Below are 23,129 nucleotides of genomic sequence, written 5' to 3' on the forward strand. Positions count from 1 at the left end.
TCTGCTCGCTTGTGCGGGTCTGGCCGGCGGGTTGGTCATGTACGGCCTGGGCACGCAGCCGCAGCTGTCCTGGCGCCCCGATGTGCCGGAAACGCTGTTCCTGCTGCCGCTGGCCGTGGTCTGCGTGGCGGTGGGCCTGCGCCGGGTCGCCAGCCGGGCCAGCCTGGCGCTCGGCACGGTGGCGGTGCTGGCCGACCTCGCTCTGGGCGGCTCGCTGGCGACCGTCCTGGTCTACACCCAGGTGCTCTACGACGCGTGCGTGTTCGGCTCGGCCCGCACGTGGCGTCGGCTGCTCCAGGCGACGGTCGGGCTGAGCGTCCTCGGCACGGCGGTGGGGGTGCTGCTGAAGGGCGACTGGCGGGGCGTGGGCTTCGGGGCGCCCGTGGTCCTGGCCGGGGTGCTGCCGGTGCTCACCGGGATCAGCGTGCGGCAGTACCGGGACCAGGCGGCCGCCGAGCGGGCGCGGGCGGAGCAGACGGCCCGCCTGGTGGAGCTGGACCGCCGCCAGGCGGTCGGCGCGGAGCGGGCCCGGATGGCCCGCGAGCTGCACGACGTGATCGCCAACCACCTGAGCGCGGTGGCCATCCACGCCACGGCCGTGCTCTCCGCGCCCGGGCTCGACCGGTCGCAGGTCGAGTCGGCGCTGCGGGTGATCCGGGAGAGCAGCGTGCAGGGGCTGGGCGAGATGCGGCAGATGATCGGCCTGCTGCGGGAACCGGCGGAGGGCGGGACGGCTGTCGACGCCACGGAGGAGGCGACCCGGGCGCGGCTCAGCGAGCTGGACGTGCTGGTCGAGCGGGTCCGCGCGGCCGGGCTGACCGTACGCGCGACCCGGCGCGGCGAGCCGCGCGCGCTGCCGGTCGGGGTGGACCTCGCCGCGTACCGGATCGTGCAGGAGTCGCTGACCAACGCGCTCAAGCACGGCGCCGGCGAGGCCGACCTGCTCGTCGCGTATGAGCCGGCGGGGCTGGTGGTGGACGTGGGCAACCCGGTCGGCGCCGGCCGTGGCACGCTGAACGGCGCGGGCGCCGGCCTGATCGGGATGCGGGAGCGGGCCGTGCTGCTGAACGGGCGGTTCGCCGCCGGCCCGGCGGACGGCCGCTGGCGGGTACGGGTGGAGCTGCCGACGGAGGTGGCGCCGTGAGGGGCGGGACGTGACGTGGCCGAGGTGATCCGGGTGCTGCTGGCCGACGACCAGGCGGCGGTACGGGCCGGGCTGGCGCTGGTCCTGGCGGGGGCGGCCGGCGTCGAGGTGGTGGGCGAGGCCGAGGACGGCGCCGAGGCGGTCCGGCTGTGCCGCGAGCTGCGCCCGGACGTCGCCGTGCTGGACGTGCGGATGCCCCGGCTGGACGGCATCTCCGCCACCCGGGAGATCGCCGCCGACCGGCTCGCCGACGTGCTCGTGCTCACCACCTTCGACCTCGACGAGTACGTCTTCGGCGCGCTGCGGGCCGGGGCGGCGGGTTTCGTGCTCAAGGACACCGACGCCGAGGGGCTGGTGGCGGCGGTACGGACGGTCGCGCGGGGCGAGGGGTTCATCGCCCCGGCGGTCACCCGCCGTCTGATCACCGCGTTCGCGGCGACCGCCCCGACCAGCTCCGCCGCGACGCGCGGGGCCGTGGACGCGCTCACCCCCCGGGAGCGCGACGTGCTGGCCTGCCTGGGGCTCGGGTTGTCCAACCAGCAGGTCGCCGACCGGTTGGCGCTGGCCGAGAGCACCACCAAGACCCACGTCAGCCGGATCCTCGCCAAGCTGGACCTGCGCAGTCGGGTGCAGGCCGCCATCCTGGCCCAGGAACTGGGGCTGCCCGCCCCGCCCCCGGCCTGACCTCACCGCCGCCCGTCGTCGCGGCGGCCGGGCCGCCCGGGGCCACGGCAGGCCGGCCACCCGCAGCGGGCGGGCCGCCCGGCGCCCAGGTGCAGGTCGGGGCGTGTCACGCTGGGGCGGTGAGCGAGCCGGGCGGGACGGAACTGTCGGCCACGCTGCGCCGGATCGAACGGGCGGCGGGGGCGCTGGCCAGCGCCAGCGTGGCCCGGATGGACGAGACGCTGCCCTGGTTCCGCGACCTGCCGCCCGACCACCGCTCCTGGGTGATGCTGGTGGCCCAGGCCGGCGCCCGGTCGCTGGTGCAGTGGCTGCGCGACGGCGGCGGCACGGCGGACAGCACCCAGGAGGTCTCGGACGAGGTCTTCGCCACCGCGCCGCAGGCGCTGGCCCGCTCGATCAGCCTCCAGCAGACCGTCGCGCTGGTGAAGGTGATGATCGACGTGGTCGAGGAGCAGGTCTCGCACCTGGCGGCGAAGGGCGAGGAGCAGCAGCTGCGCGAGGCGGTGCTGCGGTTCTCCCGGGAGATCGCCTTCGCCGCCGCCCGCGTGTACGCCCGCGCCGCCGAGTCGCGCGGATCGTGGGACGCCCGGTTGCAGGCGTTGCTGGTGGACGCCCTGCTGCGCGGCGACTCGCCGGACGTGCTGGCGAGCCGCGCGGCGGCACTCGGCTGGGCGGACGCCCCGCCCGTGGCGGTGGCGGTCGGCCGCTCCCCCGGCGGGGAGGTCTCCGCCGTGCTGCACACCGTCCACCGGCAGGCCCGGCGCATCGGCACGGAGGTGATCGGCGGGGTGCACGGCGACCGGCTGGTCATCGTGCTCGGCGGTGCCGCCGACCCGGTCGCGGCCACCGGCAAGCTGCTCGGCACGTTCGGGGACGGGCCGGTGGTGGTCGGTCCGGCCGTGCCGAGCCTGGACGAGGCGACCGAGTCGGCGCGCGCCGCGCTGGCCGGCTTCCGGGCCGCCCCGGCCTGGCCGACCGCGCCCCGACCGGTGCCGGCGGACGACCTGCTGCCGGAGCGGGCGCTGGCCGGGGACGCGGAGGCGCGCCGCCGGCTGCGTCACGACGTCTACGCGGCCCTGGTCCGCGCCGGCGGGGAGCTGCTGGAGACCCTCGACGCCTTCTTCGCGGCCGGCGGCACGCTGGAGAGCGCCGCGCGGTCCCTCTTCGTGCATCCGAACACGGTGCGCTACCGGCTGCGGCGGATCTCCGACGTCACCGGCTTCTCGCCGCTCGCGGCGCGCGACGCGTTCGCGCTCCAGGTCGCCCTCACCGTCGGCCGGCTCGACCCGGTGGTCCCGATGGTACCAACCCAGACAATGGCCCCAAGTATCATCAAAACGCCACACACAGGTGATGATCGCCGCCGATCTTTGTAGGATTCCTCCAAAGGTTCTAGTGCGGTTTGGTCGGAGGCGGCACAGCGCTACCCGCCCGTATCCGGGAGAGTCATAGACGTGCTCGCCGTACTCTCGCCCGGCCAGGGTTCCCAGAAACCCGGCTTCCTGACTCCCTGGCTTGACCTCACCGGCGCCGAGGCGCGCCTGCGCTGGTGGTCCGCGCTGGCCGGGGTCGACCTGGTGCACCTCGGCACCACGGCCGACGCGGACGAGATCAGGGACACCGCGCGGACCCAGCCGCTGCTGGTCGCCGCCGCGCTGCTGGCCGCCGAGCACCTGCCGATGTACGACGTCACGCTCACCGTCGGCCACAGCGTCGGCGAGCTGGGCGCGGCGGCGCTCGCCGGGGTGCTCCCGGCGGAGGCGGCGATCACGCTGGCCGGCGTACGCGGCCGGGAGATGGCCGCCGCCTGCGCGCTGGAGCCCACCGGGATGGCCGCCGTGCTGGGCGGAGACCCGGACGAGGTGCTCGCCTCGATCGCCGCGCACGGGCTGCACCCGGCCAACCGCAACGGCGCCGGCCAGTTCGTCGCCGCCGGCGCCGTCGAGGGGCTGGACAAGCTCGCCGCCGAGCCGCCGACGAAGGCCCGGGTCATCCGCCTGAAGGTGGCCGGCGCCTTCCACACCCCGTACATGGCCCCGGCCGAGACGGCGCTGGCCGCCGTGGCGGCCGGGATCACCCCGACCGACCCGGCCCGGATCCTGCTGTCGAACCTCGACGGCGCCGCGGTCAACCACGGGCGCGACATGGTGCAGCGCCTGGTCCGCCAGGTCACCGCGCCGGTGCGCTGGGACCTCTGCATGCGCACCCTGGCCGACCTCGGGGTGACCGGCGTGATCGAACTGCCCCCGGCCGGCACCCTCGCGGGCCTGGTCAAGCGGGAGCTCAAGGGGGCCGGCGCCCCCGAGGTGGTCACCCTCAACACCCCGGACGACCTGCCCGCCGCCCGGGACCTGATCGCCCGGCACGGGATGGCGCCCAGCCACGAGCCGACCATGCACTTCCGCGTGGTGGTGGCACCGGCGGCCGGCACCTTCGAGCCGGCCCGGGACCTCGCCGAGGGCGACATGCTGCGCACCGGCCAGGTCGTCGGCCACGTGGCCACCCGCCAGGGCCCGGTCGAGGTGACCGCGCACGACGACGGTGTGCTCACCGAGTGGCTCGCCCACCACGACGACCCGGTCGCCCCGGGCCAACCGCTCGTCCGCATCGGAGGACACGCATGACCGGCAGCCGGATCGTCGCGCTGGGGCACTACCAGCCCTCCCGGGTGGTCACCAACGACGACATCGCCCAACTCGTCGAGACCAACGACGAGTGGATCCGCGACCGGGTCGGCATCGCCACCCGGCGGATCGCCGACGGCGAGACGGTCGCCGACATGGCCAGCGCCGCCGCCGGCAAGGCGCTCGCCAACTCCGGGCTCACCGCCGCCGACATCGACCTGGTCGTGGTGGCGACGTGCAGCTCCGCCGACCGCAGCCCCAACGTGGCCTGCCGGGTCGCCGCCAAGCTCGGCATCACCGCGCCCGGTGCGTTCGACCTCAACACGGCCTGCTCCGGCTTCGCGTACGCGCTGGGCACCGTCGACCACGCCATCCGGGCCGGCGCCTCGCGCAACGCCCTGGTCATCGGCGCGGAGAAGCTGTCCGACATGGTCGACTGGACCGACCGCTCCACCTGCATCATCTTCGCCGACGGCGCCGGAGCGGCCGTCGTGTCGGCCGTCGCCGACGGCGAGCCGGCCGGCGTCGGCCCGGTGGTCTGGGGCTCGGTGCCGGAGAGGGGCGACGCGGTACGCATCGAGGGCTGGCGCCCGTACATCCAGCAGGAGGGCCAGTCGGTCTTCCGCTGGGCCACCACGGAGCTGGCGCCGCTGGCCCGGCAGGCGTGCGAGCGCGCCGGGGTGGACCCGTCGGAGCTGGCCGCCTTCGTACCGCACCAGGCCAACGCCCGGATCATCGACGGCATCGTCAAGCGGCTCGGCATCCCGAACGCGATCGTCGCCAAGGACATCGTCGAGTCCGGCAACACGTCGGCGGCGAGCGTGCCGCTGGCCCTGTCCAAGCTGGTGGAGCGGCGGGAGGTGCCCTCCGGCGCCCCGGTGCTGCTCTTCGGCTTCGGCGGCGGCCTGACCTACGCCGGTCAGGTCGTCCGCTGCCCCTGAAAGCCCCTCCGGCCGCGTGCCGGGGAGTGACGGCCGGCGTCGTCGGCCGTCGAATGAACCACGATGAGAGGAACCAACCGCAATGACCCGTGACGAGATCACCGCCGGCCTCGCCGAGATCCTCGAAGAGGTTGCCGGGGTGAACCCGGACGACGTGGCCGAGGGGAAGTCCTTCACCGACGACCTGGACGTCGACTCGCTCTCCATGGTGGAGGTCGTGGTGGCGGCCGAGGAGAAGTTCGGCGTCAAGATCCCGGACAACGAGGTGCAGAACCTGAAGACCGTCGGGGACGCCGTCAGCTACATCGAGGCGCAGTCCTGATCATGGCTCACACCGACGTCGTCGTCACCGGGCTCGGCGCGACCACCCCGCTGGGCGGGGACGTCGCGTCGACCTGGGACGCCATGCTCGCCGGCCGCTCCGGGGTGGGTCCGCTCACCCAGGAGTGGGCCGAGCAACTGCCGGTCCGGATCGCCGCCCGGCTCGCGGTCGAGCCGACCGGCCTGATCGACCGGGTCAAGCTCCGCCGGCTCGACCGTTCCGAGGCGATCGCGATCATCGCGGCGCAGCAGGCCTGGGCGGACGCCGGCCTGGCCGACTCCGGGCTGGACCCGGAGCGGCTGGGCGTCAGCGTCGGCTCCGGCATCGGCGGCGCGCTGACGCTGCTCGCCCAGGACGACATCCTGGAGGCGTCCGGCCCCCGGCGGGTCTCCCCGCACACCATCCCGATGCTGATGCCGAACGGACCCGCCGCCTGGGTGGGCCTGGAGCTGGGCGCGAAGGCCGGGGTGCACTCGGTGGCCAGCGCCTGCGCGACCGGCGCCGAGGCGATCGCCCTCGGCATGGACATGATCCGCGCCGGCCGGGCCGACGTGGTGGTGGCCGGCGGCACCGAGGCGGTCATCCACCAGCTGCCCATCGCCGGCTTCAGCTCGATGCGGGCGATGTCGACCCGCAACGACGAGCCGGAGCGGGCCTCCCGCCCGTGGGACAAGGCCCGCGACGGCTTCGTGCTCGGCGAGGGCGCGGGCATCCTGGTGCTGGAGCGGGCGGAGCACGCCGCCGCCCGGGGCGCCCGGGTCTACGCGCGGCTGGCCGGCGCCGGGCTCACCTCCGACGGCTACGACATCGTCCAGCCGCACCCGGAGGGCGAGGGCGCCATCCGGGCGATCGCGAAGGCGATCGCGGACGCGGACATCGCCAGGGCGGACATCGTGCACGTCAACGCGCACGCCACGTCGACCCCGGTCGGCGACGTCGCGGAGATCACCGCGCTGCGGGCGGCGCTGGGCGACCACCCGGTGCTGACCTCGACCAAGTCGATGTCCGGGCACCTGCTGGGCGCGGCGGGCGCGCTGGAGTCGATCGCCACCATCCTGGCGATCCGCGACGGTGTCGTACCGCCGACGATCAACCTGGACGACCCCGACGACGGGCTCAGTCTGGACGTGGCCGCCAACGAGGCGCGCCACATGGACATCCCCGCCGCGCTGAACAACTCGTTCGGCTTCGGCGGCCACAACGTGGCTCTCGTCTTCACGCGGGCCTGAGACCACTGCCATGGAGGCACACGTGAGCACCACCGCCGTCGGCGTGGACGCATCTTCCGTCGTCGACCACCGGGATCCGGAGGTTCGGCTCCGGGCGCTGTTCGACGCGGGATCGTTGCGGCTGTCGGTGCCCCGCGACACCTCGGGCGTGCTGTGGGCGCGCGGCGAGATCGAGGGTTCGCCGGTCGTCGCGTACGCCACGGACGCGACGCGGATGGGCGGGGCGATGGGCACCGAGGGGTGCCGGCACGTCGTGGACGCCATCGACACCGCCGTACGCGAACGGGTGCCGGTGGTGGGGCTGTGGCACTCGGGCGGGGCGCGGTTGGCCGAGGGCGTGGTCGCCCTGGACGCCGTGGGCCAGGTCTTCGCGGCGATGGTGCGTGCCTCGGGGCGGGTGCCGCAGATCTCCACGGTGCTCGGTCCGGCGGCCGGTGGCGCCGCGTACGGGCCGGCACTGACCGACATCGTGGTGATGAGCGGCGCGGGCCGGATCTTCGTGACCGGCCCGGAGGTGGTCCGCAGCGTCACCGGCGAGCAGGTCGACATGGCGCGTCTCGGTGGGCCCGAGCCGCACGGCCGCCGCTCCGGGGTGGTCCACGTGACCTGCGCCGACGACGAGTCGGCGATCACCGAGTCGCGCCGGCTCGCCGCGTTGCTGGGCCGGCAGGGGCGCCTGTCGCCCGACGACGTGTCCGCCCAGGACGAGGGGGGACACGACCTGGCGGCGAGGATGCCGGCGGAGCCGAACCGGGCCTACGACGTCAAGCCGGTGGTCAAGGCGCTGCTGGACGCCCCCGGCGTGGAGCTGCACGCCAAGTGGGCCCCCAACGTCGTGACCACCCTGGGTCGCTTCGCCGGGCGCACCGTCGGCGTCGTCGCGAACAACCCGCTGCGCCTGGGCGGCTGCCTGGACGCGTCCAGCGCCGAGAAGGCCGCCCGGTTCGTGCGCATGTGCGACTCCCTCGGCGTACCGCTGATCGTCCTGGTCGACGTCCCCGGCTACCTGCCCGGCCTGGGCCAGGAGTGGGACGGCGTCGTCCGCCGCGGCGCGAAGCTCCTGCACGCGTTCGCCGAGGCCGTCGTGCCCCGGGTCACCCTGGTCACCCGCAAGGCGTACGGCGGGGCGTACATCGCGATGAACTCCCGTTCCCTGGGCGCCACCGCCGTGTTCGCCTGGCCCAACGCCGAGGTCGCCGTCATGGGCGCCGGCGCCGCGGTCAACATCCTGCACCGCAAGAAGCTGGCCGCCGTGCCCGCCGAGGAACGCGAGACGCTGCGCGCACAGCTCGTCGAGGAGCAGACCCGCATCGCGGGCGGCGTCAACCGGGCCCTGGAGATCGGCGTGGTGGACGGCGTCATCACCCCCGCCGAGACGCGCCGCCGCATCGCCGAGGCCCTCGCCGCCGCCCCGGCGGCCCGGGGCGCGCACGGCAACATCCCCCTGTAGGGCCGCGCGGAGGCTGCGGGGCCGGCCGTTGATTTTCCGAAGTGCGGGGTCGGAGGACCTGGCAGGCGCGTGGCGCCGACGAACCACCGCGCCGCGGTGCTGATACCTCTGCGGCATGAAGATACCGCCGTGGTATCGCAACGCGGCGACGACAGCGCCGGTCGTCCAGGCTCTGGTCACCGGCTCGACCGGCCACGCGGCCGGGCACGGTGCAAGGCACAGAACGCATCACGACGTACCGCCGGGAGGGCCCGCGCTCGGGTGAGCGCCGGCCCTCCCGCGTCGCTCAGCCCTGGTTGCGGGGATGTCGGCGGGCGGTCCGCTCGTTGCCCCGACGGTAGTTGCCGGTCCACCGGGCCATGACGAGCTGCGGATCGCCGTCGACCTCGGCGAGGAACTCCGCCGCCCGGCCGCCCCGCAGGGTGCCCGCCGCCCGGCCGTGGTGGGTGATCACCACCGTGCCGTCCGACCTCTCGACGTACGCGAAACCCTCAGCCGTTCCCATCTGCGCGAGGGTGCCAGGTGGGGCGGCCGAACGCGACCCGGTTTCCCGCTTGACTCTCCAGCGGCTGGAGGCAGGAGGCTCTTGGACGTGGACGACCACACCGACCTGTTCACCATCGGGCAGCTCGCCCGCCGGACCGGCCTCTCCGTCCGGACGATCCGTTTCTGGTCCGACCTCGACCTGCTCCCGCCCACCGCGCGCTCCACCGGCGGTTACCGGCTCTACGACGCGGCGGCCGTGGCCCGGCTGGACCTCGTTCGGAGCCTGCGGGAGCTGGGGATCGGCCTGGACGACGTCCGCCGGATCCTCCAGCGGCGGACGAGCGTGCGGGAGGTGGCGCGGGCGCACAGCCGCGCCCTGGACGCCGAGATCCGCACGCTGCGGCTGCGCCGGGCGGTGCTGCGGTCGGTCGCCCGACGTGGCAGTACGACCGAGGAGTTGAGACTGATGAACGACCTGGCCCGCCTCTCCGCCCGGGAGCGGCAGCGGATCATCGACGAGTTCGTCGCCGAGGTCTTCGGCGGAGTGGAGCCCGGCCCCGACGGCGACGGGCTGGCCCGCGCCATGCGGACGCTCCCCACCGACCTGCCCGACGAGCCCACCGACGAGGAGGTGGACGCCTGGGTCGAGCTGGCCGAACTGGTCGCCGACCCGGCCTTCCGGCTGCGGGTACGGGCGATGGCGGTGGCCGGGGCGGCGGTGACGTCCCCGCCGCCGGCGATGCCCTCCATCGAGCCGGCGCGCGCCGCGCTCGCCGCCGGGATCGCCCCGGACTCCGGGCGGGCGCGGGCGGTGCTCCACGAGATGGTGGACCCGGGGCTGTCCCGCGCCGAACGGCTCGCGCTCGCCGACGGCATCGCGGCCTTCACCGACCGGCAGGTGGAGCGGTACTGGCAGCTGATCGGGGTGCTCAACCGGCGGCCCCCGTTCCCGCCCTCGGTGCCCGCCGTGGAGTGGCTGGTGGCCGCCCTGCGCGCGACGCCGTAGATCAACCGGGTTGACGGCATCGGTCCGCGCCGCTTTGATGAGCCGGCTCTCGTCGTCAACGGGGAATGGACACCATGGAACGTCGTACCCGCGTCGCCGTGCTCGCGGCGCTCACCATCGGACTGACCGGCGGCTGCGCCGACGGCAAGGAGGAGCCGCCCTCGGCCGGCACCTCCCCGTCGGCCTCACCGAGCGCCACCGCCTCGCCGGTGACCCCCGGACCGCCCTGGCACGACGAGGTGGCGGCTGCCGCCGCCGGCACCACGGTCGGCGGGAAGGGCACGCCCTGCGAGCTGCCGGTCACCTTCTCCGTGCCGGCGCGGTGGAAGGTCGAGGCGGTGAAGGGCTCGGCGGAGTTCGGCGAGGCCCGCCTCGGCAAGGCCCTCATGCTGTGCGAGATCGACGCCCGGCCGGCCGGCTCGATCGGGTTCCTCCGCGTGTGGCGGGTCGACGGGGTCGCCGGCGGCGCCGAGGCGCACCTGAAGCACTTCCTCGACGCGTACTCGCCGAAGGCGGCGGACGCGGAGTACCGGCGGCTCAAGGCCGGCACCCTCGACGCCGTCGAGGCGAGCTACCCCAGGAAGGACGGCGGCGCGGTCAACGACCGGGCCGTCGCGGTCTCCTCCCTCTACGGGCCGATCGTGCTGAGCCTGGACACTCCGGAACCCACGGAGCTGCTGCCCGCGTACCAGTTGGTGAAGCAGTCGGCCCGGATCAACCGCGACTGACGCCGCTCAGGCGCCGCAGGTCGTGGCGGGCAGGCCGCTCACCGGCACCGGGGAGCGGCCGTCGGGGCGGGCCTTGCCGGCCAGCACCCCGGCGAGGGCGGTCATCGACGCCCGGCTGGACGAGTAGGTCGCCAGCAGGGTCGGCGACTTGGCCTTCGCCAGCACGTACGGAGTGTCCATGGCGACCGTGACGGCGGCGTCGGCGCGCAGGTCGCCGGCGCCGTCGCCGTACCCGACGAGGTGCACCACCGTGCCGCCACGGGCCACCACCTCGACCCCGGCCGCCCTGAGCGCCTCGGTCAGCGCCGCCCGGGTGTGCTCGCGCCCGCCGGAGGCGGTCACGGTCACCGGGCCCCGTACGCCGCCGCCGCAGGCGCCGCGCAGCACCGTCACCGCCGCCGCGGCCAGGTCCTCCGCCGCCTTGCGGTGCGCCGGGCCGGCCAGCGTGGACAGCTCGGGCGTGGGCCGGTCGGCCAGCTTGAACTTCATCGTCAGCACCCGGGTCGCGGCCTCGACGAGGCGGGTCCGGGGCAGCGAGCCGTCGCGGAGCGCGGCGAGCAGCCCGTCGTACGCCTGACGGACGTTCGGCGGCATCAGGATCAGGTCGTTGCCCGCCTTCAGCGCCCGCACGGCGGCCTCGCCCGGCGACCAGCGCTTGGCCGGCGGCATGTTCATCCCGTCGGTGATCACCACGCCCTGGAAGCCGAGCTGGCCGCGGAGCACGCCGGTGAGCAGCTTGTGCGAGAAGGTCGCCGCGGTGCCCGGGTCCACCGACCGCGCGTCGAGGTGGGCGGACATCACGGCCATCGTGCCCGCGTCGATGGCGGCGGAGAAGGGCGGCCACGCCCCGGTCTCCAGCGTCTTCCTGGGCTGGTCGAGCACCGGCAGACCCTCGTGCGAGTCGGCGGCGCTGTGCCCGTGCCCGGGGAAGTGCTTGACGGTGGCCGCGACGCCGGCGGCCTGCAGGCCCCGTACCGCGCCGGCGACCTGCCCCGCCGCCACCTTCGGGTCCGCCCCGTACGACCGGGAGCCGATCACCGTGCTGCGGGTGACGAGCACGTCGGCGACGGGGGCGAAGTCGAGGTTGATGCCCATCGCGGCGAGTTCGGCGCCGGCCGCCCGCCAGGCGGCCTCGGTCAGCTCCGGTCGTCCGGCGGCACCGGCGGCGAGGGCGCTGGGCAGCAGGGTCACGCCGTCGGTGATCCGGGTGACGACGCCGTGCTCCTGGTCGGTCCCGACCAGGAAGGGCGCCGGCCCGGCGGGCAGCCGGCCGGCGGCCGCGCGCAGGCCGTCGGTCAGCGCGCGGACCTGCTTCGGGTTGTCGACGTTGGTCGTCTCCTGGTTGCCCTTGGTGGGGTCGTCGGCGCTGAAGCCGACCAGGATCAGCCCGCCGAGCCGGTACTTCTCGACCATCTGGGCGGGGGTGTCCACGCCGGCCAGCGCCTGGTTGCCGGCCGCCGAGCCGGGCGAGACCCGGGTGGCCGCGTCGCCGTAGGCGTACGGCATCAGCACCTGCCCCACGAGGTCCTCGTCGGCCAGCGAGGCCACGAGGGCGGCGGCGCGGGCGGCGGGGTCGGCGCCGGGGACGCTCGCGGTGGGTGCCGGGGTGGCCGTCGGGGCGGCGGCGCTCGTGGGCGTCGGGTCGGGGCGGCGCTCCGCCGGCCGGGAGCATCCGGAGACGAGCAGCGCGGTCAGGACGGCGAGCGCGACGCCGGCACGTCGCGGGGTAGTCGACACGCGGCCCATCCCACCAGTTCGCCCGTTATCGGGGCAACTTGACCTTCACCCCATCGGATGAGTCGGCCCCGGTCCGGGCCGTGGTGTCAGCCGACGCGGGTGAGCAGGGTCACCGGCGCGCCGTCGCCGGCGTACCGGTAGGGCTCCAGTTCCGCGTCCCACGCCGTGCCGAGCGCCTTGTCGAGGGCGTGCGCGAGGGCCTCCGGCGCCCGCGCGCCCGCCATGATGCTGCGCAGCCGGTCCTCGCCGAGCTGGATGTCGCCGGCCGCCCCGACGGTCGCCCGGAACAGGCCCCGTCCGGGCACGTACATGAAGCGCTCGCCGTCGGCGCCGGGGCTGGGTTCCTCGGTGACCTCGAAACGGATCATGGGCCACTGCCGGAGGGCAGCAGCCAGCTCGGCGCCCGTCCCCGGGCGACCGGTCCACCCGCACTCGGCCCGGCGGGCGCCGGGGTCGACGGGCTGAGCCGTCCACTGCAGGTTGACCGGCGCGGCGAGGACGCGCGCGATCGCCCACTCGACGTGTGAGCACACGGCGAGCGGGGTCGAGTGGACGTATACGACGCCACGCGTTGGCACGGTGACCTCCCGGAGAGCGAGGTGCGTCTTCCCCTACGACCTCGACCACCCGAGTGGTTGCTGGAACACATGATGACTGGTGTGACGGATGGTGCGCCAGGGAATCGGAAAATTCGCGGTCGGAATAGTCGGACGGGTGCCCCGGTTGACCCCTCACGACGCGATGACCAGCCAGGGACCGTGTTCGTGTACAGTTCCATCGGCGGCCTGTGCCGCGCACATCTTCGCGGGCGCACCCAGCAGGGTGACACCCGCACAGCCCCCGGACGTTCCGTCCTCCCGTACGTCTTGCAAGGAGTACCTCCGTGGCGAGCAACACCTCTAAGACCGCGCGCGCGTCAGTCCGGGCCGGCCAGGCTGGCCAGGGTGGCGCCCTCAGCGTGCTGGGCGAGTTCAAGTACGTCATCCCGCTCAACGGCGGCAAGCACGCCTACGTGCGGAACCTGACCAACGGCAAGACCGCGCACCTGCGCACCGACTCCGAGGCCTTCGTCGAGGAGATCCGGGTGCTGGCCGCCGCCGGCCACGCCGCGAAGATCCGGGCCGAGCTCAACAACCTCAACGCCACCCACCCGGGTGACGGCTGGGACGCCACCGAGAAGCGCCTCGTCGAGGCCGGCGTCTTCGAGGGCTGAGCCCCTCCCCCACGCGACACCGCGACCGCCCGTCGGGACCATCCCGGCGGGCGGTCGCGCGTCTGCGGACCCTCACGTCTCCAGCAGGGCCACCTCGCCGGTCGCCAGGTCGTAGAGGGCACCGACCACCGCCAGCCGGCCGGCGGCGACCGGGGCGGCGAGCAGGGCGTCGGCGCGCAGGGCGCGCACCGTACGCAGCACGTGCCGCCGGATCGCCAACGGATGCACCCGGGGGTCGTCGACGCCCACCTCGGTCACCGCCGGGGCGATCTGCTCGACGAGGTGGGCCAGCGAGCCGCCCGGCGACCGCCCGCCGCGCAGCGTGTCCACGGTCGAGGCCACCGCGCCGCACCGCTCGTGCCCGAGCACCACCACCAGCCGTACGCCCAGCTCACCCACCACGTACTCGATGGAGCCGAGCACCGCCCGGTCGAGCACGTGCCCGCCGGTGCGGATCACGCAGATCGAGCCGAAGGTCTGGTCGAAGATCGCCTCCAGCGGCACCCGCGAGTCGATGCAACCGAGGAGCACCGCGTACGGCTGCTGGTCGCCGGAGGCCGCCGCGGCGGCCGCGGTGACGTCGTGGCCGTGGATCGGCTGGCCGCTGACGAAGCGGCGGTTGCCGGCGAGCAGCTCGGCCAGCGCGGCGCGGGGCGACCCCATGCCCTCAGCTTGGCGGGCCCCCGGGAGGTCCGGAGCGGGTTGCGAATCTTCTCACCGACCCGGTTGTCGTGGTCTCATGACGGGTAGCCGGTGTTACCACCGGGTATCCCCGGTGTTGCGGTTCCGTGCGGCCCTGGGGAGGTGACGATGCCGGAGCACGTCGAGGTGCGTCTTGCCGACGACGTACGCCTGCACGTCGAGGCGGCCGGACCGGCCGACGCCGAGGTCACGGTCGTGCTGCTGCACGGCTGGACGCTCGACGGGCGCGCCTGGCACCGGCAGCTCGCCGACCTGCGGCGACGGTTCGCCGACGCGGTGCGGGTGGTGACCTACGACGCGCGCGGGCACGGCCGGTCGAGCTGCATGGCGCTGCCCACCGCCACCGTGGCCCAGCTCGGCGACGACCTCGCCGCGGTGCTGGACGAGGTGGCGCCGACCGGCCGCGTCGTGCTGGTCGGCCACTCGATGGGCGGCATGACGATCATGGAGTACGCGCACCGCCACCCCGGGCACTTCGCCGCCCGGACGGCCGGGCTGGTCTTCGTCTCCACCACCGCCGAGGGCCATACGCACACCGTCTACGGCCTCTCGCCGCGCATCGCCCGGTTGATCCGGCTCGCCGAGACCACCGGGGCCGGCGTACTGGCCCGGTGCGGGTCCTGGCGGCCGCCCCGGGCGCTGCTGCGGGCGCTGCGTCCCAGCATCCGCTGGATGCTCTTCGGCGACCGCTGCGACCCGCACGACATCCGGCTGGTCACCTCGGCGGTGGCCCGGGCCTCCCTGCGTTCGATCGGCGGGTTCCGCGCCTCCATCGGCGCGCAGCACCGGTTGGACACCCTCACCGCGCTGGCCCACCTGCCGGCGGCGGCCCTGGTCGGCGACCGGGACCGGCTCACCCCGCCGCCCTGCGCCGAGTCGATCGCCGCCGCGCTGCCGGCGACCGAACTGACCGTCTGCCCGGGTGCCGGGCACATGCTCATGATGGAGCGGCCCGACGAGGTCAACGAGGCGCTGGGCGGGGTGCTCCGGCGCGTACTCGCCACCCCCGGCGCCACCGCCGCCATCCGGGCGGACTGACCCGGGCGCGGCCCCGCGGGGCGTGACGCGGGTTCCTTTCCCGCACCGGTCGCGCCGCTGGTTGCGCGCGGGCCGTACCCTCTTGCGGTTGGCCTGGCGCGGTTGGCGCGGTTCGCGCCGCCCGCCGCCGACGTCAGGAGGAGCGAGCGGTGACCGACCAGACCACCCTGGAACAGGAGATCGCCGTCGAGCAGCGGCATCTCGACCGGGTGTACGCCCGACTGGCCGAGCTGCGCCGGTCGGCGGTCAGCGCCGAGAAGGAGGGCTACCGGCTCGCCCGGGTGGGCAACTTCGGGGCGCTGGTCGAACGGGACGCGATGGTGTTCCACGCCGCGCGGCGGCGGCACATGCTCGACGCCGAGCACGAGGGCCTGGTCTTCGGCCGGCTGGACCTGCTGGACCGGCAGGTGCTGCACGTCGGGCGGCTCGGCATCCGCGACGACGACGCCTCCACGCTGGTGGTCGACTGGCGCGCCCCGGCGGCCGCCGCCTTCTACCAGGCCACCCCCGCGCAGCCGCTGGGCGTGGTGCGGCGCCGCACGATCCAGTCCTCCGCCGAGCGGGTCACCCGCATCGAGGACGACCTGCTCGACCCCGTCGCGGCCCCCGCCGACATGGCGGTCGTCGGCGACGGCGCGCTGCTGGCCACGCTGTCGAAGGCCACCGGCCGGGGCATGCGCGACATCGTGGCCACCATCCAGCGGGAGCAGGACGAGGCGATCCGCTCCCCCGGCTCGGGCGTGACGATCGTGTCCGGCGGCCCGGGCACCGGGAAGACGGCCGTCGCCCTGCACCGGGCCGCGTACCTGCTCTATTCCGACCGCAGCCGGTTCGCCGGTGGCGGCATCCTGGTGGTGGGCCCGTCCTCGGTCTTCGTCGAGTACATCGCCTCGGTGCTGCCCTCGCTCGGCGAGGACACCGCCACCCTGCACTCGCTGGGCACGCTCTTCGCGGGCATGACGGCCACCCGTACCGATGGACCGGCCGTGGCGGCGGTCAAGGGCTCCCTGCGGATGCGACGGGTGCTGGAGCGGGCGGTCCGGGACGCGGTGCCGGACGGCCCGACCGAGCTGCGCCTGCTCTACCGGGGCGCGCTGCTCCGGCTGGAGCGCCGCGAGCTGGACGGCATCCGGGACCGGGCGATGCCTCGCGGCGCCCGGCGCAACGAGGTGCGCCGGGCCGGCTTCGACGGGGTCTTCGCGGCGCTCTGGGCGCAGGCCCGCAGGTTGGGCGTCGGCCGGCTGCCCGAGCAGCGCGCGTTCGAGGACGAGATCGCCGAGCGGCCGGAGTTCCGGGAGTTCCTCAAGGCGTGGTGGCCCCGGCTGCACCCCCGGCACGTGCTGGGCTGGCTGGCCCGCCCGGACCGGTTGCACCGCTACGCCGCCGGCATCCTGTCCCGCGCCGAGATCCGGCTGCTGGCCGACGCGTACCGCAGCCTCGACACCGCCGGGCTGACGATCGCCGACATCGCGCTGCTCGACGAGCTGGACGCCCTGCTCGGCAAGCCGATGAAGCCCGCCCGGGCGAAGCGGGACCCGTTCCAGCTGGCCGGCGGCGTCCGCGAGCTGAGCACCTTCGCCGACCGGCAGCGCGCCGCCCGCGAGGCGGCCCGGGAACGCCCGGAGGACTACCGGGAGTACGCGCACGTGGTGGTCGACGAGTCGCAGGACGTCTCGCCGATGCAGTGGCGCATGATCGGCCGGCGCGGCCGGTTGGCCTCCTGGACCGTGGTGGGCGACCCGGCCCAGACGGCGTGGACGGGCGAGGCGGAGGAGCTGACCCGGGCCCGGGACCAGGCGTTGGGCCGGCGCAAGCGGCACCACTTCACCCTCACCACCAACTACCGCAACTCGGCGGAGATCTTCGCGGTGGCGGCGGCCGAGATCCGCCGGCTGCATCCGGACCTCCCGCTGCCCAGGGCGGTGCGGTCCACCGGCGTCGACCCGGTCGCGCTGGTGGTGCCGCCGGCGGAGCTGGAGACAGCCGTCGCGGCGGCGACCACGGCGCTGCTCGCCGAGGTCGAGGGCACGGTCGGCGTGATCACGCCCGTGCCCCGCCGCGACGAGGTCGCCGGCTGGCTGGCCGGCCTGGCCGCGCCGCGCCTTCAGGTGGTGACCAGCCTGGAGGCCAAGGGCATGGAGTACGACGGGGTCGTCCTCGTCGCCCCGAGCGAGATCCGGGCCGACCCGGGGTCGGGCGTACGGACGCTCTACGTGGCGCTGTCCCGGGCCACCCAGCGGCTGACCACCGTCGACCCGACCGGCTGAGGATCCGTTACTTGCACACATAGCGATGTGAGCATAAATTGAACGCGAATCCGGACCCCCAGAGGGAGGATGGGCGCGTGGGCGCAGGTCATGACCACCACCACGGGTCGGTGGCGAACGCCGCACACCGCCACCGGGGCCGGCTCTGGGCGGCGTTCGGTCTGCTCGCCGGCCTGATGGTGGTGGAGGCGGTGGCCGCCTTCCGGACAGGCTCGCTGGCCCTGCTCAGCGACGCCGGGCACATGTTCACCGACGTGCTCGGCATCGGCATGGCGCTCGCCGCGATCTCGGCGACCCGGCGGGCGGGCGGCGATCCGCAGCGCACGTTCGGCCTCTACCGGCTGGAGGTGCTCGCCGCCCTGGCCAACGCCGTGCTGCTCTCCGGCGTCGCGGTCTACGTCGTGATCGAGGCGGTACGCCGCTTCGGCGACCCGCCGGAGGTGCTGGCCGGCCCGATGCTGGTGGTCGCCGTACTCGGCCTGCTCGCCAACATCGGCGCCTTCGCCCTGCTGCGCTCGGGGGCGAAGGAGAGCATCAACGTCCACGGCGCGTACCTGGAGGTCCTCGGCGACCTGCTGGGGTCACTCGGCGTGATCGCGGCGGCCCTGCTGATCACCACCACCGGCTGGTGGTGGGCCGACCCGCTGGTGGCCGTCGCGATCGGGCTGTTCATCCTGCCGCGCACCTGGCGGCTCGGGCGGGCGGCGCTGCGCATCCTGGTCCAGGCCGCGCCGGAGCACCTCCAGGTCACGGCCGTGCACGACCGGCTGGCCGCCGTGCCCGGCGTCGCCGAGGTGCACGACCTGCACGTCTGGACGCTGACCTCCGGGATGGAGGTGGCCTCGGCGCACCTGACCATGACACCCGACGCGGAGGTCGGCGCGGTGCTGGGCGCCGCCCGGGCCGCCCTGCACGACGACTTCCAGATCGAGCACGCCACGTTGCAGATCGAGCCGGGAGCGTCGCCAGGGGCTTGCGGGGCGGTCGAGTGGTAATGAGGACAACCTTAAATCTGGGAGAGTATTGTTGCCTTATGCCGGATTTGACTGTTAGTGGACATGCACCGTGCGTCACCTGCGCTGCAGCAGTCACACCGGCACCGGTAGGCTCGGCTTCGGCCTCCGCCAGGCGGCACCCACCGGTGCCGGCGGTGGCCGCCGCCTAATCGCCCGGCGGGGCGAACCGGGGAACCATGTTCGTGGGGTGCATCCGCGTCAGCGGTAGGGATCTTCCGTCCCGAACCCGTCAGCTAACCCGGTCGGCGGCTGACGGAAGGACACGCGTATGCCAGTGATGGCACCTGTACGACGACGTGCCGCCCGGACGGCGGCCCTGATCACCACGATGCTCGCCCTCGGCGCCGCGGTGGCCCCGGTCACCGCCGCCCCGGCGGCGGCCGCCACCCGCGCCGGCCTGCTCGCCGCCGCCCCCGGCCAGGACGAGGAGGGCGGCACGCCCGCCCTGCGGGCCCAACTCGAGGCCGCCAGCAAGGGCTACCTCGACGCCAAGCGCGCCCTCGCCACGTCGGCCAAACGGCAGCAGCAGCTCGCCGCCCAGCTCAAGACCACCGAGGTCGAGCTGACGGCGCGCAGCGCCAAGGTCGGCGAGATCGCGGGGGCCGCCTACCGCACCGGCCGGCTCAGCGTGGCGTCCGCCCTGCTCAACAGCGGCTCGCCGGACGGCTTCATGGACCGCGCCGCCGCCCTCGACGCGGTGGCCGCCAAGGAGGACCGGGCCCTGCGCGAGCTCCAGCAGACCCGGGACGAGGCCGCGCGCACGAAGCTCGCCCTGGACGGCGAGATCCGGGAGCAGCGCAAGCAGGTCACCGTGATGGCCAAGCGCAAGGAGCAGGCCGAACGGGCGCTGACGGTCGCCAACCAGAAGCAGCAACAGCGACAGTCCGCGGGCGGGGGCGGCTCGCCGGGCGGCACCTCCAGCAAGACGGCGAAGGCGGCGCCACGCAACTCCGACGGCTCCTGGCCGCGCGAGTCGTGCAGCGTCAACGACCCCACCCCCGCCAACGGCTGCATCACGCCGCGCACGCTACACGCGCTCAACCAGGCCAAGGCGGCGGGCTTCACCCGCTACGTCTCCTGCTACCGCCCCGGCGGCTCCGGCGAGCACCCGAAGGGCCGGGCGTGCGACTTCGCGGCCCAGAAGGGCGGCTTCGGCGGCGACGCCACCGGCGGTGACCGGACGTACGGCAACAACCTGGCGGCGTTCTACGTGCGCAACGCCGACCGGCTCGCCGTGCTCTACGTGATCTGGTACCGGCAGATCTGGCTGCCGAGCAGCGGGTGGAAGTCGTACAGCGGGGCCAACGGCGACCCGTCCAGCGACCACACCAACCACGTGCACCTGTCGGTCTACTGACGCCCACGCCCCGGTGCCCCGCCCGGCGCGGGTCACCGGGGCGTGTCGGCGGGTGGCGGCTGCGGTGCGGCACCGTCGAGGACAGCAGCGAGGCGCGCGGCCAGTCCGAGGTGGGCGGCGCGCGCCTGGCGGAACGCGTAGCCGAAGAGCGGCGCGGGCGCGGCGAGGGTGATGTCCACGTCGACGCGGACCACGCCGTCGGGCTCCGCCCGCAGCCGGGTGTGGTTGCGCACCGTGGTGGCGGGCCACTGCCGGGCCACGGTGACGATCTCGTCGGGCTCGTCGACCAGGACGTCGGCCCGGTAGGTGATCGGCAGCCGTAGCGGCCCGGCGGCCAGCCGGTCGGTGATGTCGTAGCTGGCCCGGGCACCGGGGCGGGGCGGCACCCGCCGGACCCGGACGATCAGCGGATGCAGGCCCTCCTGCCTCCTCGGATCGACGAGCAACGCCGCGGCCCGCGCCATGGAGCAGCGCGCCTGGACGGTGTAGCTGAAGGAACTCCGCCTGAGCACGCCGTCTCCCCACCGCCGATGGTCGCCCGATCGTCGCGTATGCCGGGCGCCCTGGCAACGCCGCGCCGATCCCGCCCGGAGTGCGGACGTCCGGCTGGCGGGCCCACTACGGTCAGCTGATGGATGGTCACGGCACGTACTGGTCAGGGGTGGGCGCATGAACGGGTACGACGGATGAGCGGGCACGTGATGGTCTTCGCGCCCACGCCCCGGCTGACGGTGACCGTCGACCAGCCCAGCGACGCCGCGGAGCTGCACCTGCACCCCGGCGGGCAGGGCGTCTGGCAGGCCCGGATGGTGATGTCGCTCGGCGTCGACGTGGTGCTCTGCACCGCCCTCGGGGGCGAGATCGGCCAGGTGCTGGAGCCCCTGCTCGTCAGCGAGGGGGTCAACCTGAAGGTCGTGGTACGCGACTCCGGCAGCGGCGGGTACGTGCACGACCGCCGCGAGGGCTCCCGGCAGGAGATCGTGGACGTGCCAGGTCAGCCGCTCAGCCGGCACGAGTTGGACGAGCTCTACAACCTGGCGCTCGGCGAGGGCCTGCGCGCCACGGTCAGCGTGCTGAGCGGGCCGAACGAGCCGTCGCTGGTCCCGGCCGACCTCTACCGGCGGTTCGCCGCCGACCTCGGGGCCAACGGCAGCCGGGTGGTGGTCGACCTCTGCGGCGAGCACCTCGACGCCGTGCTGGACAGCGGCGTCTTCTTCCTCAAGATCAGCCATGAGGAGCTGATCGCCGACGGCCGCGTCGACGGCGAGGAGGAGGAGCAGCTCACCCGGGCCCTGTACGACCTGCACGCCGGCGGCGCCGAGAACGTGGTGGTGAGCCGGGCCGACAAGCCCGCCCTCGCCCTGGTCGACGGCGAGGTCTTCGAGGTGGAGATGCCCCGGCTGGAGGCGGCCGACCCGCGTGGGGCGGGCGACTCGATGACCGCCGGGGTGGCGGCCGTGGTGGCGCGCGGCGGCGACATCCGCACCGCCATCCGTACCGGGGCGGCGGCCGGCGCGCTGAACGTGACCCGGCACGGCCTGGGCACCGGCCGGCTCGACTCGATCACCGGCCTGGTCGACCGGGTGCGCCTCGTACCGGCCGGCAACCGGCCGCAGGAGCGGACCAGCCCCGACGAGTTGGCCGACCGGGCGGCCGGGCGATGACGCTGCGGGTGCTGGTCACCAACGACGACGGGATCGCCGCGCCCGGCATCCAGGCGCTGGCGCGGGCGGCGGCGGACCGGGGCCTGGACGTCGTCGTCGCCGCTCCGCTGGAGGAGGCGAGCGGCACCAGCGCCGCGATGACCGCGGTGGAGCGGGACGGGCACGTGGTGGTCCGCGAGCATCCGCTGCCGGAACTGCCGGGGGTGCCGGCGTACGCGGTGGGCGGCTCCCCCGGCTTCATCGCGCTGATCGCGGTGCACGGCGCGTTCGGGCCCTCGCCGACGGTGGTGCTCTCCGGCATCAACCGGGGCGCGAACGCGGGCCGCGCGGTGCTGCACTCGGGCACGGTGGGGGCCGCCTTCACCGCCGCCGCGAACGGCTGCCGGGCGATGGCCGTCTCGCTCGACGTGCTCTCGGCCGGGGAGGCCACGGCCGCCAGCGGAGGCGCCGCGGTGGCCGCCGCCGCCCGGGTACGCGACGCCGAGCGGCACTGGCAGACGGCCGCCCGGGTCGCCCTGGACCTGCTGCCCCGGCTCACGGCCGGGCCCGTGGAGAGCGTGCTCAACGTGAACGCGCCGGACCTGCCGCACAACCGGCTGCGCGGGGTGCGCCGGGGCACCCTGGCCAGCTTCGGTCAGGTGCAGATGACGGTGGCGGAGGCCGGGCACGGCTTCGTCCGCACGTCGCTGGAGGAGCCCGGGCAGGCCGTGCAGCCCGGCACCGACCTGGCCCTGCTGGCCGACGGGTACGCCTCGGTGACGGCGATCCGCGCGGTCACCGAGGTGACGGACGTCGACCTGTCGGGCCTCGGCGACGCCTGAGCGACGCACACCCCAGCGGCGCGGCCGGGGTGGTGCCGGCGGCCGTCAGGCGCCGGGAAGGACCTCGGGCGTGGGCGCGCCGGCGTAGTAGGGCTCGGGGGCGCCGAAGAGGCCGAGCAGGCCGGTCACCCAGAGCTGCCGGTGCACGAACCGGCTCGGCTCGGTGACGACGAGCTTGACGCCGCTCACCTCGGCGGTCTGGAAGCCGGCGACCATCGCGCTGATGCCCACCGAGTCGATGAAGGTGACGAGCCGCATGTTCAGCTCGATCCGGCCGGGACGCCCCTTGGTCAGGACCTCGGCGATCGCCTCACGCACCTCGTACGCGGTGTCGACGTCGATCTCCCCCCGCGGGGCGATCTCGATGACACCACCGGGCAGGACCGACTTCACGATCGACAGGCTCACGCGAGCACCTCCACTCGCCCGTCCGACGGGCGCCTCATCAGTACGCGGGCCGCGACCGAGAGTATTCCTCCGACGGCCTCGGTCGCCACCCCTCGGGATGAGCAATTCGCGGACCAGGGCGCGGCACGTCGCCCTTATCCGCACTATTGACGTTTTGTCCACCAGACGATCAGCTTCCGCTGACGCGTCGCGCCCCCAGGGTAGCCGGCTGTGTCCGGCAACGCCCAGCAGCCGTACCCCGGGCGTGGCCTGTCCCGCTTCGGCCCCCGGCCTTGCCCGTTCTGCCTAGCAT

Annotated in this window: 23 protein-coding genes and 1 riboswitch; of the genes, 17 read left to right on the forward strand and 6 right to left on the reverse strand. The window is 74.7% G+C overall.

Features of this window, described 5'->3' with window-relative positions; all coding sequences use genetic code 11:
• Positions 1–37 precede the first annotated feature (37 nt).
• The 8 genes from AC5L34_RS22240 (at position 38) to AC5L34_RS22275 (ending at position 8,394) form a co-directional block, all read left to right on the forward strand.
• Positions 38–1,144: a sensor histidine kinase gene (locus tag AC5L34_RS22240; RefSeq protein WP_441175041.1), complete on the forward strand. Its 1,107-nt coding sequence runs from the start codon at positions 38–40 to the stop codon at positions 1,142–1,144.
• 24 nt (positions 1,145–1,168) lie between these two features.
• Positions 1,169–1,828, forward strand: a complete 660-nt coding sequence (locus AC5L34_RS22245; RefSeq protein WP_441175147.1) for a response regulator — start codon at positions 1,169–1,171, stop codon at positions 1,826–1,828.
• An 89-nt stretch (positions 1,829–1,917) separates the two neighbouring features.
• Positions 1,918–3,204: a PucR family transcriptional regulator gene (locus tag AC5L34_RS22250; RefSeq protein WP_494826804.1), complete on the forward strand. Its 1,287-nt coding sequence runs from the start codon at positions 1,918–1,920 to the stop codon at positions 3,202–3,204.
• Positions 3,205–3,282: 78 nt separating this feature from the next.
• Entirely contained in the window at positions 3,283–4,452 is a 1,170-nt protein-coding gene (locus AC5L34_RS22255; protein ID WP_494826806.1) for an ACP S-malonyltransferase, read from the forward strand.
• Positions 4,449–5,393 (forward strand): beta-ketoacyl-ACP synthase III, encoded by a 945-nt coding sequence (locus AC5L34_RS22260; protein WP_357722071.1) that lies wholly within the window; start codon positions 4,449–4,451, stop codon positions 5,391–5,393. Before AC5L34_RS22255 ends, AC5L34_RS22260 begins: the two co-directional genes overlap by 4 nt.
• Before the next feature lie 82 nt (positions 5,394–5,475).
• Entirely contained in the window at positions 5,476–5,715 is a 240-nt protein-coding gene (locus AC5L34_RS22265) for an acyl carrier protein (RefSeq protein ID WP_007072348.1), read from the forward strand.
• A 2-nt stretch (positions 5,716–5,717) separates the two neighbouring features.
• On the forward strand, positions 5,718–6,944 hold the full coding sequence (gene fabF, locus AC5L34_RS22270; protein ID WP_441175044.1) for a beta-ketoacyl-ACP synthase II: 1,227 nt from the start codon (positions 5,718–5,720) through the stop codon (positions 6,942–6,944).
• A gap of 10 nt (positions 6,945–6,954) precedes the next feature.
• Complete coding sequence (locus AC5L34_RS22275) at positions 6,955–8,394, forward strand: acyl-CoA carboxylase subunit beta (RefSeq protein ID WP_494826809.1); 1,440 nt, start codon at positions 6,955–6,957, stop codon at positions 8,392–8,394.
• Between the two features lie 286 nt (positions 8,395–8,680).
• Here AC5L34_RS22275 and AC5L34_RS22280 read toward each other — a convergent pair whose 3' ends face one another.
• Complete coding sequence (locus AC5L34_RS22280) at positions 8,681–8,899, reverse strand: hypothetical protein (RefSeq protein WP_250100938.1); 219 nt, start codon at positions 8,897–8,899, stop codon at positions 8,681–8,683.
• Positions 8,900–8,986: 87 nt separating this feature from the next.
• Here AC5L34_RS22280 and AC5L34_RS22285 point away from each other — a divergent pair, with 87 nt between their 5' ends.
• Entirely contained in the window at positions 8,987–9,886 is a 900-nt protein-coding gene (locus AC5L34_RS22285) for a helix-turn-helix domain-containing protein (RefSeq protein ID WP_494826810.1), read from the forward strand.
• A gap of 74 nt (positions 9,887–9,960) precedes the next feature.
• Positions 9,961–10,614, forward strand: a complete 654-nt coding sequence (locus AC5L34_RS22290; RefSeq protein ID WP_494826812.1) for a lipoprotein — start codon at positions 9,961–9,963, stop codon at positions 10,612–10,614.
• A 6-nt stretch (positions 10,615–10,620) separates the two neighbouring features.
• On the opposite strand, the gene AC5L34_RS22295 is transcribed toward AC5L34_RS22290, so the two are convergent.
• Together AC5L34_RS22295 and AC5L34_RS22300 are read right to left on the reverse strand one after the other, a co-directional pair.
• Entirely contained in the window at positions 10,621–12,360 is a 1,740-nt protein-coding gene (locus AC5L34_RS22295) for a glycoside hydrolase family 3 protein (protein ID WP_441175048.1), read from the reverse strand.
• Between the two features lie 77 nt (positions 12,361–12,437).
• Complete coding sequence (locus AC5L34_RS22300) at positions 12,438–12,929, reverse strand: DUF3145 domain-containing protein (protein ID WP_111133972.1); 492 nt, start codon at positions 12,927–12,929, stop codon at positions 12,438–12,440.
• 305 nt (positions 12,930–13,234) lie between these two features.
• On the opposite strand from AC5L34_RS22300, the gene AC5L34_RS22305 reads away from it, so the two are divergent.
• Entirely contained in the window at positions 13,235–13,564 is a 330-nt protein-coding gene (locus AC5L34_RS22305) for a hypothetical protein (RefSeq protein WP_101412235.1), read from the forward strand.
• A 72-nt stretch (positions 13,565–13,636) separates the two neighbouring features.
• Here the strand turns inward: AC5L34_RS22305 and AC5L34_RS22310 are convergent, their stop codons facing one another.
• Positions 13,637–14,227, reverse strand: coding sequence for a carbonic anhydrase (locus AC5L34_RS22310; protein WP_441175049.1), 591 nt, complete (start codon positions 14,225–14,227; stop codon positions 13,637–13,639).
• A 147-nt stretch (positions 14,228–14,374) separates the two neighbouring features.
• Here AC5L34_RS22310 and AC5L34_RS22315 point away from each other — a divergent pair, with 147 nt between their 5' ends.
• The 4 genes from AC5L34_RS22315 to AC5L34_RS22330 all read left to right on the forward strand — a co-directional run bounded on the left by AC5L34_RS22315 (position 14,375) and on the right by AC5L34_RS22330 (position 19,944).
• Positions 14,375–15,304 carry an alpha/beta fold hydrolase gene (locus AC5L34_RS22315; RefSeq protein ID WP_494826814.1) on the forward strand — a complete coding sequence of 310 codons (930 nt, stop codon included), beginning with the start codon at positions 14,375–14,377 and terminating at the stop codon, positions 15,302–15,304.
• 149 nt (positions 15,305–15,453) lie between these two features.
• The gene (locus AC5L34_RS22320) at positions 15,454–17,571 is read left to right on the forward strand and encodes a HelD family protein (RefSeq protein ID WP_494826816.1); all 2,118 of its coding nucleotides are present in this window, start codon (positions 15,454–15,456) and stop codon (positions 17,569–17,571) included.
• 77 nt (positions 17,572–17,648) lie between these two features.
• Positions 17,649–18,566 (forward strand): cation diffusion facilitator family transporter, encoded by a 918-nt coding sequence (locus tag AC5L34_RS22325; protein ID WP_441175052.1) that lies wholly within the window; start codon positions 17,649–17,651, stop codon positions 18,564–18,566.
• 153 nt (positions 18,567–18,719) lie between these two features.
• Positions 18,720–18,851, forward strand: a riboswitch (cyclic di-AMP (ydaO/yuaA leader).
• Between the two features lie 13 nt (positions 18,852–18,864).
• A complete protein-coding gene (locus AC5L34_RS22330; protein WP_441175053.1) occupies positions 18,865–19,944 on the forward strand; it encodes a coiled-coil domain-containing protein in 1,080 nt (359 codons plus the stop codon).
• 32 nt (positions 19,945–19,976) lie between these two features.
• Here the strand turns inward: AC5L34_RS22330 and AC5L34_RS22335 are convergent, their stop codons facing one another.
• A complete protein-coding gene (locus AC5L34_RS22335; RefSeq protein ID WP_441175054.1) occupies positions 19,977–20,456 on the reverse strand; it encodes an SRPBCC family protein in 480 nt (159 codons plus the stop codon).
• A 174-nt stretch (positions 20,457–20,630) separates the two neighbouring features.
• Between AC5L34_RS22335 and AC5L34_RS22340 the strand changes: the two genes are divergently transcribed.
• Together AC5L34_RS22340 and surE are read left to right on the forward strand one after the other, a co-directional pair.
• On the forward strand, positions 20,631–21,608 hold the full coding sequence (locus AC5L34_RS22340) for a 1-phosphofructokinase family hexose kinase (protein ID WP_441175055.1): 978 nt from the start codon (positions 20,631–20,633) through the stop codon (positions 21,606–21,608).
• The gene (gene surE / locus AC5L34_RS22345; RefSeq protein WP_441175056.1) at positions 21,605–22,429 is read left to right on the forward strand and encodes a 5'/3'-nucleotidase SurE; all 825 of its coding nucleotides are present in this window, start codon (positions 21,605–21,607) and stop codon (positions 22,427–22,429) included. The genes AC5L34_RS22340 and surE overlap by 4 nt, the downstream gene beginning before the upstream one ends.
• A gap of 45 nt (positions 22,430–22,474) precedes the next feature.
• Here surE and AC5L34_RS22350 read toward each other — a convergent pair whose 3' ends face one another.
• Complete coding sequence (locus AC5L34_RS22350) at positions 22,475–22,837, reverse strand: STAS domain-containing protein (protein WP_088998998.1); 363 nt, start codon at positions 22,835–22,837, stop codon at positions 22,475–22,477.
• Between the last annotated feature and the right edge of the window lie 292 nt (positions 22,838–23,129).

The organism is Micromonospora sp. ZG13 (assembly GCF_059359355.1).